Below are 15,652 nucleotides of genomic sequence, written 5' to 3'. Positions count from 1 at the left end.
CTACTCGCTAGTTTCATGTTCAATTTGGATAGGTCTAACGAGTTGCCCAAGTGCATGAGGTTCGCTTTGTCTATAAATAGATTGTTTATACGTGAATTTTTTTAGTGCGCCTGACTCTGTGGCCGAATAAACCCATCCGAACACCATAAAGCCATTTTGTGCTGCAATCAGTGCAGTATTGGCAATGAATTCGCTAGAGATTTCTCCAATTATTAGGAACTGCATACCTGAAGAAGCGTACTGTGAGAGTAAACTATTGATATCACCTGAAAGGTTTGTGTGAACAAGATCTGTTAAGTAGATAGGAAATGAATCTTCATACGCTAGAAATGTATCTCCATTTTCTTCATTCAAATGCTCTCGTACGCTATTGATCATTCCACCAAGTGGATCTTGTTTAATACTCCCGAAGCTTAACTGAACAATTCCCTCTTGAATTTCAGGAGTGCTTGTCTGATTTGTCTCTATCTCAAACTCAGATGTGTACATCATGTCCAAAATTAGGGTATAGCCGCCAGGGATAGGGATTGAGTTTATTTTAATGCCGCATTCAAAGCTTTCATCAGTATGTTCTGATGTAAGCATTTCTATAACCGTGAAACCTGAATACGGGGTTTCATTTAAAGCTTTGGTAGGTATGCCGGATTCTTGCAAAAATAGCTTTAACCCCTGATACATACCTAGAGAAGTCCAATCAAAAGATTCAGTAACCATTTGATTTAGACAGACGACTCTATTGATAGAGTTATCTATAATATTGAAGTGGATCTTGTGTATCAGGTGCTTTTCCGCAAAAGAAAGAAATTCAATACACCCTTCGGCCTGATGTGGTAATTGGTCTTCATATAGCTTTTCATTAACTTTCGAGAATACACTGGAGTCTATCCTAGAAAGGTTACGAACAATCTCACTTTCAGGTGCTATGGCTATATAGTAGTTATTTGCCATGACTTGTTCTTGTATGGCGATCCCTGTACCGGGAGCCGATGATTCGGTGTCTGTTGTAGGTAATAAGCCAGCGCAATCAAGCCAAAAAACGATTTCGTTAGAGTGGTTTTTGCTACTAATATCGAGCTGTAGTTGATAGTAATCATTTTCGCTAGGCAAAAATATTATGGGTTTATTGTTTAGGTTTAGAACAATTGATTTACCATCAGTGCAATAGTCATAGAGGTCCTTATACTTGTAGGCTTCTTTGTTTATTTCTAGTTGATACAAGCCATTGAAGTAAGGTACTCCTGATTTCAAGATAGATAACTTTTCTTTACTCATATTTAGGTGAGGAAACTGAATGCATAGTTCTTCAAGCGTCATATTGTTAAGCAAACCTAAGTCAACGCTATCTTCAATGTATTGATCTAGTAAACCAATGTGCTTTGCGATTCCGAAGTGCGAAAGCTTGCTGGTCTCTTGATGGAATCCTAGAAGAAATTTAAAGTTTGTTGGTACGTTTTCACTTTCCATTAACTCAATAAAATTGCTCATCGTTAACCTCTTCCTAACCCAAGCATGTTGATGGTTGTGTTAATTGTATTTGTAATGTTTTCAACAGTTTTGTGCATGTTTTCCGCAGCTTTCTGGACAATCTTGCTAGTCTGCATACCTACTTCCTGAACGTTTTCTCCAGAAAGTAATTTAGTTGCAGTTTCAAGTGATTTTTTACATTGGGATAGCTTGTCTTGGCCTACGGCTTTGCCTAGTTGGTCAATCGCATTAGGACCAAGGTTGTCCAATCCCTTTTGAACTTTTGAAACACTTTTATTTAGGTCACTAGCTATCTTCTCGAAGTTTTTCTCAGCTTTTTTAAGTGTTGAAGCTGGTGCTCCTTCTGCAATCAGTCCTTTTAGGTCCAGGTAGGACTGTTGAAGATCTCTTGACCTATCAATGACACTGTTGATTTGTTTCAACCCTGGCTGTTCTCCTTTTAATTTGTTGTAGGAGTTTGTTAAGAAAGAAGGCCCACCTTGAGCTTTGGAGCCGTTATGGTTGAGGTTAAATAGGCCATAAGAGTTCCTATTTGTATTTATGTTTTGGTTGTACTGGTCGACCTTCTTGTTTTCTTTATTTTGTACACTATCCTGCTCCCTTCCGTTTTCCTTACTTGGTGGGGTAGTTTTTTTTCTATTATTTGGTTTCTCTTCATCCTGTTTAGGAACGTTTTCATTCTCAACATTACGTTCAATAGTTGCTGGTTGGTCTGGGGATGCAGTTTTTTGTTCTGGGGGTTCTTCTTTTGTTTTTATATGCTTTTCCTCAGCAGGTTCAGTATGCTTCAATACATGCTCTTCAGTTGAAGGTGATCCTTTTCCTACGGAGTGCTCAATAGCTGAATTTTTTAAGCTCGCAGCTACATTTGTAATACCACCAGCATCGATACCAGTACTTTCAATGTTAACGGTAGGTGAAAATGAATACCGTTTTATTGGTGTGTCAGGTGTTATTTCTGATATTGGAGTGAAGTTGATAGTTTCTGGTAAATTGGGAGCTACAGAAGAAGTGCTTAAGCTCTGTCCTTGGCTTGCGAATTCAAAGTCAGGTGTTTCAAGCCTAATAGACTCTAGCGGGATGCTGTTAATAAGGTCTGTTATTGAGTGTTTGTTATAGTCCATTTTCTGCTAACTCCGCTAAAATTTGAGTCTTAAGAGCAAGGTTGGCTTCTCTTGTAAGTAGTGATTCGTAGTAGGCCAAAAGGTATCTTGCTAATCGTGCTGATTGAATTGCATTCATCCGAGCAACACTTTCGCTGGTCGGCCTAGGAGACAGCCCATTAACTGTCTCTACAGGCATTCCTAAGGATTTCATATCGCTAAGCTCTTCCGTTCTGCCTTGCCATATATCTGACTGAATAGAGTTCATATCGCTCAATTGGGAGCGTTTTATATAACTCGATTTCATAGTGGCAATCGCTAAGTCACTTCGAAGGTATCTATTCAGTTTTCTAGTTAATCTGAGTTCATCGTCAGAACCTTTCATGTCTTTTGGGTGAGGGATCGTAGATTGATTTTGAGTTGTTAACAGACCAACTAACTGATCCATAGCTAAACGGTCTTCGTGCGATAACTCACTCAATACTGCTTGCCCAAAGGTGTCATTTAGAAGGATTGTGTATTCTTCGTGAAGGTTAGGTGCGCCAATAGGAGTTCTATGAGATATGCTGGACTTAAGTTTATCAAAAGTTTCTTCAGCTAGTTTTCCAGGAAGTACCTTCTCCCCCTCAATTACTAGTGAACTAGTTAGGCCATCATCATCAAAGAATAGACAGCCTTGTTCATCAAAATTAGCTACATACGCCCTCTCAACAAATTCACAAAGGCCTGGTGTAACTTCCATCTTTGATTGCATTAGCAAATTGTGTGTTTCAGAGTGACTACCTGATACAGTAGCTGTATGGAAAGCTTTGAGGTTGTCGTCGTTTTGGAATGATTTAATCGCGTTATTGATCTCGTTTGCCATTTCTTGAGACTTAGTCAGCGCTCTTTCAGCTGCTGTCATACCATCAGTGGCTGTTTGACTAGCTTTTTGACCTGTTTTGGCTGGATCTACAATCGTCCAAGCTAAGAATGCATGGCTTGTGTACGGAATGAATGCAACAATAGCCACCCCAATTGTAAAGAATTTCTTCATCTTTCCACCCCAATAGCATTGTCTAACGCTGGGTTAACCACTATTTCGTTATCTGGAATTAGATTGTGCTTGTAGGTTGTCTGGTTGATTATCTGGTTTTCAACACGATTACTTAGCATTGATTGCGTGTTAGGTACGGCCAATCCTGACGAAGGTTCGAAGAGATAGTCTGTTCTATCTAATAACAACGGAATCTGATGGGCATTCGGTGCATTGCTACTACGATGGTGTTCAACGGATCGCTTAATAACACTATGTAGTTCATTCAGCTGTGCAACTCTTAGCCATGTTTTAAAGTTTTCACTAGGTTCACTTTTATCAAGACGAATACCGTGCATCTCTATTATGGATAGAAGGGACTGTTGCTTTGGCTTGCTCCAATCAATTTCATGGGGGAGTTCGAGCGATGTTATATCCCCATCTTCATCAATAGAAACAATAGGAAGCTGGCAGTTAAACGTAGATGTTCCGTTAAGAGCATTAGCAGCCATGTAAGACGAAAGCATCAACTCATTCGTGTTCCAGTTAACTGCAAATTGAAGGTGTTGCTTTTCATTGATAGTTAGACCTAATGACCTACTAATTGAATCAAAAACATGGTCTTGTAGGCTATCTTCGAACCTCATGTTTGCCTCGTTGCGCGGGGGGTAATAGTTGTATAATATAGGACATTCATCAATTAAAAACAATGGTGTAAAATGGGTGACTATGAGGGAAATGCAGCCTGGATTGCTGCAGTTAGTGGGCGAGCAGACATAGAGCTATACTCTATCTTCAGCCTAGAAATTAAAGAAGTGTCGGAAGGTAGAATAGGACTTTCAAGGAGTATGTCTTCTATGATTGCTTATTCTATTGATTCAAAACACAACCACTATTTAGGTTGGCCACTAGGTGAAGTTTGGGATGCTGTAAAGAAAATTGAGTTTACCGGGTTCAAAGTAGAACCAACACCACTCTCTTTATCAAGTAGTCACGAATTGCAATTGCATTATGAAGTCGAAACGGAGGTGATTGTTTCTGAACGATCTCGCAGAGGGGTTCATAACATGACAAAGAGTGAGAATCGTCAACTTCATATGTGCCTACCTGTTACAGCAAGCGTTGGTAACAAGTTAGAATCTGCCTCTCTAATTACTCTAGTGCCATATGACGGTAATCATGAATCTGATGATGCGGATGCAATAGTAGTAACTCCCATAGATTAGACTTTTATTATATTGAATAAAAATTTGGCCCAAGATGGGCCAAATAAAGTTTCAGGGTTTGGGATGATATCTAAAGTTATTATCTAGTTACTAACTTTCCTTTCGTTTTAGTAGATCGAAAATTGTTCTATCACTTCTCATAACTCCGCGAATATAACCCCTTTCACTTGCTGGAGTGTCTTCGTCTCCCCAAACTAGGTAGGGAGTTCCACCTGCGAACATTAAATCGCCCAAAATCTTGAATTCCCTCATTTTAGTTTCACAACTCTTCGAAATGTTACTTGGAAAGTCTCTTAAGCTCTTAGTTGAAAAGAGTTCATTGTAAGCGGCTTTATTATCATCAGAGCAGTATCCATTAAGCACTAACTCACCAAAGCTATTAAGGGGCTCTTGGTGAGTACGATATATATACTGATCGACTGTAAAGTTATTCTCGAATGGGTAATCAATAATCCGTTTTCTAGGATAAGGCATGTAACGTACCTTTACACCCTCAGCATTTAAAGAAGGAATTAGAGTATGTAGCTGTTTACATACTGGACAACTAAAATCGGTAGCAACTGTCAAAGTTCCCTTATAAGGGACATCTGCATCATTTTCATAAACAATAAAGCTATCATCATCTATTGCTGGAAGAAGCATCGGAGCGTATGTAGGTCCTAACTTTTGACGCATATGAGGCTCGATGTTCTTTAATTCATCCATGATTGTGTTAGATGTTTTTTCGGAGCTTACGCTTGGAATAGATGACTGGGTTACGGGTTGTTGTTTGCTAGAATCAGAACTTTCTTGATGCTCAAGCTGTTCTTGTTTCGCCTCCATGGCCAACTTTCTTTTGATTAACGCCTGAACTCCTGGAGATTTACGTAAAATCTCGTTAATCTTTTCTTCATGAGAGCTGTTTAAGTTGGTGTTATGTTCAGAAGGTTCAGCTGGAATTGGTTGAGGCTTGGGCTTGGTGTCGCTCAATTTGACTGAAGCTTTATGACTGCTATCGGTGAAAGCAACTATTGCCTTCTCTTTGGTGATTATTGACTGTATCTCATCCTTATGTGCGCCGAATATACGACCAAGGATGTTATCGCCATTGGACAGATCAATCATTTTCCCCTTAATTGCAAAGTTAACATCGCTATCAACAATGAATGTCCCTTTATTTGTGAAGGCGGCATAAAGGTTAGTGTCTTCCATGATTTTAATTATTTTGTATGTGGTTACACTCATTTTTTCTTCAACGAGGTGTTCAATTGGCAAAGTACTCGATCCACTAACATAAACCTCACTTGTCGGATTACTTTTTATAGGTGCTTTATCAGTTTTATACTCAGCAAAAGCGTAGAAACTGGCTAAGGCCATTAATGATAGTGCTAAACCTTTCTTTTTATGGAATTTGATCATGATTACCTACTCATCGTTAAATTATCAAACAAGGTGTTGGCCATGTTGTTAGTGATAGTTAGTTCCGTCCCATCTACTTTATGGTTTACTTGTTGGGTGATTGGATTTTGACGCATCTCTATATGTTCTAAGAGAGAAGGGAAAAGACGCTTAGTGATAGAAAACTGAAACTTTAGAGCTTCTTTGTTCAGTTGTGAGTTAATGTAAAAAGCTGAGCTAAGGGAACTACAAAGAGTTGGGCTGGTAGAAGGCTTATATAGGCCAAGTTCATTTAAGCTTTGTAAGATCTGGATATCTGGGGAGCTGCGTTTTAAACCAGGCTGAACTAGTTCTTCAGTTGACAAAATAGGTCCACCAGCATCAGCTAGATACGTCTTTTTATCGCTCAAGCCCAAAGCACTTTTTGTAAATTCAGTTACCATTTCTACTTCTGAATGTTTGCTGTACACGGAACGATGATCAACGACATAAATAGCTGAGTGGGCTTGGTTTCTTTCTGTTAATGCCGCAAATCTTTCCATGTCTATAGCTACACAAAGCTCGCTTAGGGTATCTTCTACGGAGTTCTCTGCACTTGGATACCAATAATTCTCGGTCACACGCCCGTATGAAAGCTTTCCAGATTGATATAAGTCTTGAAGATTATTTGCGATATCACAGACAGGCGTATCGTAGTGTATTGCTACGTTCTGGTAGATGTTTAAGGTTGATGGCGGTTTCGTTGGAACTTCAACTAATTCAGACTCGGCTGACTTTAGAGAAGTGTTGTAAGTTAGGGCTTTAACGGAACTTTCATCATCTAAGAATGTAGCTACATTAAGAGTAGGTGTATCCATTAAATGGCTTGCAACCATTAACTTATGAATACTCGTTGGTCCAATACCCTGATTGATACCATAATTGGCTACTTTAAGATTTAATAGTCGTTCTGTATGTGCTTGTGCTACAACGTCTAGGTTTATTGGCCTAACCTTACTCAGTGCTGTTTTTATGCCTAAAGGTGATAACTCACTCAGATCGGCTTTCACAAGTGAACGACCATATTGATTTGCTATGGTTTGCAATTGGTAGGCGATGTACTCTCCTTGTTCGTCAGCATCTGTCATAGCGATAACATTGTCTGAGCGTTGAATTTGAGTAGACATATACTGGTATACGTCAGAGTTCCTTGGGGACCACTTTAGAGAAGGGTCTCCGACCTTAAAATCGAAAACTCTCCCCATAGTAAATCCGCAAGTAAACTCTTCTTGAATACCTAGTGCACCTAGAGCCAAGTTAACTTGCTTCGATTTAAGGCTGCTTTCAACAAGTATTAAATTCACATTACCACCCTTTTTTCACATCCCATTTTGGTTTGGTAGATTGGTTGGTATCTCTTGATGAACTAGGAAGGTTTTGTTCAGATTGAGGGTAAACGGCTTGTCTGCTTGTACCGTTTCTACAAGGTATTAAGTTACCTTCAGAGTCAAAGAAACTGTCTAACTCTGAGCATATTGGCAAAGTTGGGTCTTTCTCAGGGTCATAAGGTTCTGGGTCTGGTTCAGTTACCTCTCCTTCATCATCCTTACAGTATGTAATTCCATTTTGTGTATAACATTCTCTGTCTCCATGATCAGGGTCTTCTATGTCTATAATGTCACCGCCACCATTCCCATCAGACGCACATTCGTACGAAACCAGTTTTCCCTTGTCGTCATAGACAGGGCAAAACTTACTTTGCATCTCAATTTGATCATCGAAGATGCCTTCCATCAAATTATCTAGGTCGAGGTCTACACTATCTGGAATCGCATCAAGTACAGGGCCAAGTGCGTCGTCAATGCCTTGCTGCCCAATATCCTGAATGGTATCGCATAGAGCTCCTTGTAAACCATCGAGGCTAAACGAAGGTAGACCTGGCAAACTAAAAGAGAAATCACACCCTTGTGTCGGGTCTATATAAGCAAATGGGTTTCCCATCTTAGGATTGCTAGTATCTACGTCACATATACCAGCTGAAGGTGCTGGCAATGAGACTTTTTGTCGACATACCCTTGCTGCTTCACTCTTAAAGGGAGTGACAGTTGCAATGACTGAAGCTAGAAGTGCAAAACGAATAATTTTATTATTATCCATCCTTAGTATTCTCCTGAATTAATCTTTTGTGAGTTGCCAGTGCCAATCGAGTTGCATCGTCACTCAAATATTGCTTGTCGAATTCGATTAGAAAATTGAAGAGGTTTAATCTTGTGTGAAGAATTTTGGCAAACTTATACCGGTTTCGGTTTTCTATCCTTTGACTCGATAGAGTTTGGTTCGCGTGGATAGAGACGATGTAATTCCATTTGTGATCGTTTTGACTGAAAGCCCCCAGCCAACCAAAAGCAGCTAAAGACGTTTTTAGCGGTAAGCACCCCAAGATTACGAGTAATCGATCGGCTTGCTCTTGCACATCCTGATTCAATGGGAAATTTGCTAATTGAGGTAGGTTTTCAGCAATGCGATTAAGTTCTCTTAATGATGGAGACTGATCCTCAACAACCCAGCTTTCTCTGGCCTCAAAGGATGAAATGCTGCTCATTACTTTTGGCTCAACCTCTTGCCAGTATTCATCTATCCATTTTTTATCGAACGTTAGTCTAATCATAGGTGACTTTTGGGTTTTGCTGATGTTGTTTTTTATTGTAATATGACATTAGTTTCGAGTCTATTAGAGGTTGAAATGAAATTCAATAACTCAATTATCGGCCCATTGGTCGACCCACAAATGCATATCTTAAGAAACCACCCTGCCTCGAATCGCGAGGTTGGACTAAACGATGCAAAGTTTGAACATATGTGTCTGCAAATTGGTGTTTCAGAATACGCATTGAATACGGATAGGGCGTTGAAGACTGGTCATTCTATTGAACATACACAAGTGCCTGAACTCGACTTCTCCGAACTATTCAACGAAGCAACTCCATCTAAACCATCAAATGATGGAAACTCACCGTCTCAACCAACTCAAGACCTATCATTTGATATTGGTGGGTTTGATTTATAGAGAGCACGCTAATGTTTAAGAAAACGTTATTAAGTTTATCCCTCGCGGTCTTATTGCCAGGGAAAGCAAACGCCGTAATCTGTACAGACCCAACAGGCTTAGGTCAGATAATCAGCCAAAGTGCTCAAGATGCGATGTTATGGGCTGAAGAAAAGGGGTTAAAGATTTCTGAAATGACAATGACAGAACTAATGGAGGAATGGAAAGCATCTCAAGATACGATGCGCGAACTCGCATCAACACAGGCCATTTCTAACAGTGTTTCGGAAACTTCTAACCTTGAGCTTCAAGCAAAGATGGAACCCTCACCATTGATGTGTGATGGCATAGCAGCGGTGTCTGCACTTTATGAAGCTACAGATGACTTTTATTGCGAAGCCCAGACAAATAGCCTTGATTTTGCTGTGCAGCTTTCAGATGAAATTGAATGTGAAGGAGATAGATGTGAAACAGGGCTGCAATCATTAGCAGATGAGTCTGTATCACTTTTAGAGGGCGTTACGCATGGAGATACTGTTGAACTCGATTTATTAAATATAAAAGGTGTTTTACCCGGCATGGGTGAAGGTGGCTACTCCAAATCGACTGATGAGAAAGAGCGCACTGACACTATGCTTAAAGTACTTTTTAGCTCCGGTGAAATAAATAAAATGCCCCGCGGTGAGAATAACCAAGTTATCAATGAAAGCTCGGGTGCAGATGCAAAGATGGCTTACAACCGATGGCTTAAACGTCATCTAAGAACAACAGCTGGATTTAATACAGCTCTTAGAGTTAACGGGCTCACCAACCCTCGTGATGAAAATGGGCGCCCTATTCAATCTATTCTTGAGCAAATAAAGGCTGATATTGATTTCTATAACTCTCCTGAGCAAATAAAGCTCTACGGAAATGGTGGTGACAAGTCTTGTTATTCACGTAAAGCCGCAATGGTAAATACCCAGCGTGAAATGGATGATTGGTTAAACACGCCAGCTGGTCAAGCTTGCAAGGCTAATTTTACCACTGTGGAACAAGTCCAAAGAATGAACGCTCAAATTGATGCAAGGGTCCTTGCTCTGCTGGGTCATATACTGGATTCCCAGCTATCAAGCGAATTCAATTTAGGCTTACAAACTCAACTGCTAAATGAAATAGCTGGAAATGCAAGGAAATACTAATTATGGCTGTAGAGGTCACTGACGTTCTAGAGCGGTTTCTGACGCATGAATTTGTCATTTTAGTTGATGGAATAATCTTAGTAGCTCAGGGGCTGGGTTTATATCTATTTGTCCATGGTGTCTTTTTATGGCTTTCCCTCATGAGGATAAGAACGTCGTCCCCCATGGTGAGTCAAATGTATGGAAGCCCTCCCTCACCTAAATTGATAATGGCAGTTTTTATCGCTTCAGCATTTATGTGGAAATTTGGAGAAGGAATAGCTGCTTGGGGGAGTCTATTTTGGCATGGTTCAGGATTAGACTTTAGCACTCCCTATTCAGCGGCAATGTTTGATGACATAAGTCAGCGAGCTACTAACCTAGTCAATGTTTCTACCGTAGGAACGGGGATGCAAACTCGTTCTATTGCTATACGAGCTTGTTTTGCGGTCATGTCTATTTACGGAGTTATATCTTACTTCAGAGGTGTGATGGGAATAACTCTCTTAGCCAATCCACAGATGTCAGGACAAATTAAGTTTAGTCATATTGTTGTTCATATGGGGTTCGGAATTTTCCTTGTGTACATCGATTTCTTCTATCAATCACTGAGCAACACTATCACAGCTGCAACCATGAACTGAGGTCCCCTATGGCAACTTGTGCAGATTTTACTCTTACTTGTATAGAGGCTCATGTTCAGACAGGGTCGACAACAAACTTTTTAGCAATTTTATTCGGTGGTTGGGTACATCACCTTTTTGGTAATCAGAGTGTAGAAGCGACATTGACGCCTTTAATGGTCATGTTGGGGGGGCTCAATTTCTTAGCCCTACTCTATGGATCAATAAATGTCATATATAACTCTGGTCACATCATGATGAATGCTGCTGCTACAGGTCATGTCTTTGGGAAAATGTCACCATACGTTCCATTAAGAATTGCAATAGCGTTGGGGTCATTGGCACCTATGATTCATGCTGCTGGTTCTTTTGTATCGGTAGGACAAGCTTCTGGGATGTATGTAATCGTCCATGGTGCGGGAGCAGCTGATGTATCCTGGAAAGCTGGAGTAAATGATTATGTGAATCATACTGGAGCGCAAATAGCGTCTACGAATGTAGGAGAAGTGTTCTCAGTTGGAGAAACTATGGTTTCTATGCTTTCTTGTGCTGAGTTGTTTGAAAGCTCAAATGATAGAAAATTCACTTTAAAATCGATTAATTCAAATGGGACATCTAGCATATTCCCAACCGACTCATTTCCATCATTTTCACGAATCAGCTCAATGTACCCTAATTCAAGCGGGTCTTCTTCTCTTAATTATGTCGATGAGCCTATAGGAAAGAATGGGGCTGAAAATACTGGCGCTATTTTAGAATTTCGTGGAGGAGCCTGTGGTTCAATCAGGTTTGATTTCGCCCGTAAACCTACTGCTAGCTCATCAGTGGAGCAAAAGCTTGCATATTACTCGAACTACTATGGTACAGAGGCTACGTTCACTTTCATGTCAGAATTACACACGCTTGTATCGAGTATGTTATCGCGGCTGAAGAACGCAGATTTATCAAAATATGTAACGGCAATGCGAAGAAGTGATGACTCTTATTATCGTGAATATTTACTCAATGAATTAGGCTCTAAAGAGTTAGCTGAAAACCTATTCAAAGCGCACGTTGATTTAGCAATGTGTAAGTCTAAAGTTGTAGAGCGCGGTTATATGGGGGAGTTATCTCAGTCTTGGCAGGGTCAATATGAAGCAAGTCGCTGCGGTAGTTCTAAAGCGAATATCAGCATATCAGGCTCATCCTCGCTGGTCGAAGAGTTAACAGAAGGGGGCTGGATGATGGCTCCTCTAGCGTTTAGCCGTATGAATGGAATGATGCAATTAGCTTCATCTGGAGTAGGTTTTTCATTAGACAATGTAATGAGTACAAATATACCTGAAAGAACTAGTTTCTGCCGTTCTGTATTCTCATGGATTCCAAGTATAAACCTTTTCGATTCCTCTCTTGATGATGAAATAGATGAAGCAAACGAATGTAAGACGTATTGGCTGGCAAGCAATTTTCCAAAGTTCACTTGGAACTTAACTGAACAACTTGCAATGAGTGGAGACATAAAATCAGATTGGCCTGAGGCGCAGAAGTTGAATAACTGGTCCGCACTAATGGCCGTTCACTCGACAAATGAAAACGCAAAAGCAGCGGCGACTGGCAACGAGTCTGCAATAGTATCTGTTGCTTCCGGAATATTAAGCTCAGCTCTAAGCCTTGGTAATTATAATGGTAATCTGGCATCTGCAATAGAAACGCCAGGGATGAGCGGCATTGACTATGATGGAGCTCTATTCGACGTTACAGGGTCTACAAATGCTTTGGCGTTATTATCTACGTTAGGTGAAGCGCTTAAGAACATTTGGTACATCGTTGTATTGGCAACTGAAGGCGCAGATGTAATCAAAGGTGCCCTCGAGAGTTCTGCTTTGTCAGCTCCATTCGCTATACCTTTGGCCTTCTTCGTTAAAACAGTAGCCCCATTGGTTGTATCAAGCCTTCTAGGTGCTTTTATATTAGGAAATGTATTGCCCATGGTGCCAATAATTACATTCCTATTTGTTGTTACCGCTTTTTTCATCATTTGTGCCGAAGCTCTGGCAGGCATTGCCCTGGGCAGTGCTTTATTAGCTTCTGCTGCAGGTGAAGGGCTAATGGCTGTTCATGGTCTAAGAATGGCCGCTCTCTACGGAGCAATATTCCTGAGGCCGACTCTTCATGTAATTGGACTAATGCTGGGGTTTGCAATGTGTAACCTCAGCTTAGCTTTCCTTAATAGCGTTTGGTGGAAGTCAATTGGAGTTAATCTACCTTCCTCTTGGGACCTTTTTGATTTAGTTATGCTTACAGGAGGATATCCTATCGTTCTATTTGGTTTACTTACTTATTGTCTGAAAGCTCCGAACTTATTAGCCAACAATTTAATGTCTTGGGTTGCTACGGATGCTATTGGTCAATTTGGTGATTCTGAACAGTACCTATCAGCAACCAATGGTACCTTCAACAAAATGTCTGATGCTTTTAATGGTTCACTTCAGAAACAACAACCTCAACAGGATCAGCAAGGCAATGAAAATAATGGCAGTGGTAATAACGGAAATGGCACCAAAGGAAATGGTGAAAAGTCTGAACGACCACCAAGTGCAAGCAAATAGGACTATGTAATCTATGATACTTTCAACTGTTTTTAAAAGCGCTACAAGCAAAAAACCTAATGATTGGACATGGAATATGTTTAGACTGAGGTTTTGGACTGAGTGGGTTCATATAACCCCTATAGATAGAGCACTGGAGAGTATTCATAATGAATACAGGCTCCCTGGAGGCCTACTTAATGAAATAAAGTCTGCAAGAGATTATCAGCAATCTTTTGACCCTTTAACGTCCCTGCCTTATCTAGACTCATACACCGAAGTCAATAGAGAGTATCTACTGAAACATGGTTATAGCTTGGTTGAATCGAGTGTGCTTTCAGAGGCTAATGGAGGTATTCCTGATTTGCAGAAAGACAGAAATCGTTTGTTGGTTCTAAAACACGAGGAGCGTCCCAGTGATTCCAATGAGCAGCTAGCAAACGATATGCTTGAAATTAACCCTCATCTACCTCAGTTGACTGCCTCTGAATCAGCGAACCGTTTGATTTTAAAAAAAGGGGAAGATGGACGGTATGATTTAACCATTCAGCGTACCGAAGAGAAGCCAACTACGTACATGGAACTTGTTAGAGCTGTCCCGGCCCATATGAAAATGGTTCCGTTCATGGAGACCCCCGTACACTTCAATCTTGTACCTTTTGATGAGGTTGTTAAAGCTGGTTTCGACATGAATGATGAACAGGTTGAAGGCAAAGCCAGAAACCTACAGCTGTCTATTTGGCTAACGCTATTTTTTGTATTGGCTTTTTGCTTCTTTGCTGTAAACAGTGTTGCCAAATTCATTATTGTAACGATAGTAACCTCGGAGGTTCAATTTAGTTACCTAATGACATCCATGTATTTGACCTTGCTAAGTGCATTTACTTCCTTTATCTATTTTCATTACCTGCATTTATATTGGCAATATGACACCAATCGCTTTGGTTCTGTGTATTCATTTTTAGTTGCCATCAAAAAAGATCCTATGCGGTTACTGCCACTTTCCAATAAAGCCGAGGTAAATAATGTTTAAAACCTTTGTGATTTACAAGTTACCTGAAGACTTCAACTTGGAGCCAAATCTGCACTCTGAAATGTTTGAAAGGTTGAAGGCTAAACCTTTGACTGGTGCGATTAAGACTAAATATGGCTGGGCTGAGTTACTGCAATCAAATAAACCTTACATTAAGCTGGAAAACGATTATATTTTTCGTATAGAAAAGCGCTTTAGGTCTGTTGCATCTAGTACATTGGATGAAGCTGTCAGGCAGAAAATGATTCAGCTTGCACAAGATTCCCCCAGGACATGGGGAGTAAATGCCAAGGTTTCTTCACAAGATGTCAAGAATTTACGTGAAATGTGTGAAAACCTTCTTATACCGAAATCGCTTACACGTTTCAAAGATATCATTGTTTGGTTTAATACTGAGCTAAAGTTTCTTTTTATCGGTTCAAGTGGAAAAAAAGAAGTTGAAGCGATTATTGATTTATTCAGGCTTACATTCAAAACATTTCCTGCGAGCCCGCTAACAGTTAATAATGATGTTTCGAGTGTATTTACTAGTTGGCTTAGCAGCCTGGAGTTACCGCCTACGTTGGCAATTAAAAATGGTGATATTGCATTTGAGAATAGAGCGAACGGTGCGAACAAGGTGAGATACAGTAACCAGGATATTGAGTCAGATGAAATCAATGCTAATTTACTAGCGCAAAAGCGCCCACTTCAACTATCTTGCGAATGGAACGCCACTTTAGGGTTTACTGTTAATAACGAATTAAAGTTTTCTAAGATCAAGCAACTAGGGCTGTTAAAAGAGAAAATAAAAACGGCCAATAAGGAAATGGAGATCAATAATCCCGCCCAGGAGATGGAAGCAAAAAGAGTTAAAGATATGACCTCCTACACTTTAACTCGACTGTCAATATTGAACCTTATAAAAGAAATCTTACCTTCATTAAATAGCTCAACTGGATTCGCTGGTGGTGCGCAATCGAATACATCCGAGCTAATAGAGGGATTTGTTGAAAGCATTGATTGATGTATAAGGGCCATGATCTCGTGTTTATCGTG

The 15,652-nt window shown here is 40.2% G+C and carries 15 protein-coding genes; 7 read left to right on the top strand and 8 right to left on the bottom strand.

The genetic code is table 11. The annotated features are described in order from the left end of the window. The 4 genes from R7P64_RS15420 to R7P64_RS15405 are packed head-to-tail and all read right to left on the bottom strand — an operon-like array spanning position 1 to position 4,250. A complete protein-coding gene (locus R7P64_RS15420; protein WP_025767006.1) occupies positions 1–1,485 on the bottom strand; it encodes a hypothetical protein in 1,485 nt (494 codons plus the stop codon). A gap of 2 nt (positions 1,486–1,487) precedes the next feature. After that, on the bottom strand, positions 1,488–2,609 hold the full coding sequence (locus R7P64_RS15415; RefSeq protein ID WP_025634156.1) for a hypothetical protein: 1,122 nt from the start codon (positions 2,607–2,609) through the stop codon (positions 1,488–1,490). Continuing rightward, positions 2,599–3,624 (bottom strand): hypothetical protein, encoded by a 1,026-nt coding sequence (locus R7P64_RS15410; RefSeq protein ID WP_025767007.1) that lies wholly within the window; start codon positions 3,622–3,624, stop codon positions 2,599–2,601. The genes R7P64_RS15415 and R7P64_RS15410 overlap by 11 nt, the downstream gene beginning before the upstream one ends. Continuing rightward, on the bottom strand, positions 3,621–4,250 hold the full coding sequence (locus tag R7P64_RS15405) for a hypothetical protein (RefSeq protein ID WP_025767008.1): 630 nt from the start codon (positions 4,248–4,250) through the stop codon (positions 3,621–3,623). Before R7P64_RS15405 ends, R7P64_RS15410 begins: the two co-directional genes overlap by 4 nt. Before the next feature lie 72 nt (positions 4,251–4,322). Here R7P64_RS15405 and R7P64_RS15400 point away from each other — a divergent pair, with 72 nt between their 5' ends. Further along, positions 4,323–4,829, top strand: coding sequence for a hypothetical protein (locus R7P64_RS15400; RefSeq protein ID WP_025634152.1), 507 nt, complete (start codon positions 4,323–4,325; stop codon positions 4,827–4,829). Positions 4,830–4,919: 90 nt separating this feature from the next. Here R7P64_RS15400 and R7P64_RS15395 read toward each other — a convergent pair whose 3' ends face one another. From R7P64_RS15395 to R7P64_RS15380, 4 genes are read right to left on the bottom strand one after another with little or no spacing between them, the layout of a single operon-like run. Beyond that, positions 4,920–6,227: a hypothetical protein gene (locus tag R7P64_RS15395; protein ID WP_025767009.1), complete on the bottom strand. Its 1,308-nt coding sequence runs from the start codon at positions 6,225–6,227 to the stop codon at positions 4,920–4,922. Positions 6,228–6,229: 2 nt separating this feature from the next. Continuing rightward, a complete protein-coding gene (locus tag R7P64_RS15390; protein ID WP_213899638.1) occupies positions 6,230–7,549 on the bottom strand; it encodes a toprim domain-containing protein in 1,320 nt (439 codons plus the stop codon). Position 7,550: 1 nt separating this feature from the next. Next, positions 7,551–8,342, bottom strand: a complete 792-nt coding sequence (locus R7P64_RS15385; protein ID WP_025634147.1) for a hypothetical protein — start codon at positions 8,340–8,342, stop codon at positions 7,551–7,553. Continuing rightward, positions 8,335–8,853, bottom strand: a complete 519-nt coding sequence (locus tag R7P64_RS15380; protein ID WP_025767011.1) for a hypothetical protein — start codon at positions 8,851–8,853, stop codon at positions 8,335–8,337. Before R7P64_RS15380 ends, R7P64_RS15385 begins: the two co-directional genes overlap by 8 nt. A gap of 75 nt (positions 8,854–8,928) precedes the next feature. On the opposite strand from R7P64_RS15380, the gene R7P64_RS15375 reads away from it, so the two are divergent. From R7P64_RS15375 to rdgC, 6 genes are read left to right on the top strand one after another with little or no spacing between them, the layout of a single operon-like run. Further along, positions 8,929–9,252 carry a hypothetical protein gene (locus tag R7P64_RS15375; protein WP_025634145.1) on the top strand — a complete coding sequence of 108 codons (324 nt, stop codon included), beginning with the start codon at positions 8,929–8,931 and terminating at the stop codon, positions 9,250–9,252. Positions 9,253–9,263: 11 nt separating this feature from the next. Then, positions 9,264–10,412, top strand: coding sequence for a hypothetical protein (locus R7P64_RS15370; protein ID WP_025767012.1), 1,149 nt, complete (start codon positions 9,264–9,266; stop codon positions 10,410–10,412). A gap of 2 nt (positions 10,413–10,414) precedes the next feature. After that, complete coding sequence (locus tag R7P64_RS15365) at positions 10,415–11,035, top strand: hypothetical protein (RefSeq protein ID WP_025767013.1); 621 nt, start codon at positions 10,415–10,417, stop codon at positions 11,033–11,035. A gap of 8 nt (positions 11,036–11,043) precedes the next feature. Continuing rightward, the gene (locus R7P64_RS15360) at positions 11,044–13,602 is read left to right on the top strand and encodes a DotA/TraY family protein (RefSeq protein ID WP_086484014.1); all 2,559 of its coding nucleotides are present in this window, start codon (positions 11,044–11,046) and stop codon (positions 13,600–13,602) included. A gap of 13 nt (positions 13,603–13,615) precedes the next feature. Then, positions 13,616–14,614: a hypothetical protein gene (locus R7P64_RS15355; protein WP_083123145.1), complete on the top strand. Its 999-nt coding sequence runs from the start codon at positions 13,616–13,618 to the stop codon at positions 14,612–14,614. After that, the gene (rdgC, locus tag R7P64_RS15350; protein ID WP_025767016.1) at positions 14,607–15,620 is read left to right on the top strand and encodes a recombination-associated protein RdgC; all 1,014 of its coding nucleotides are present in this window, start codon (positions 14,607–14,609) and stop codon (positions 15,618–15,620) included. Before R7P64_RS15355 ends, rdgC begins: the two co-directional genes overlap by 8 nt. Positions 15,621–15,652: the final 32 nt, after the last annotated feature.

This window comes from Vibrio sp. 2304 (genome assembly GCF_033339475.1).
Classification (GTDB): Bacteria; Pseudomonadota; Gammaproteobacteria; order Enterobacterales; family Vibrionaceae; genus Vibrio; species Vibrio alginolyticus.
This window is presented reverse-complemented; position numbering and strand designations above follow the sequence as displayed.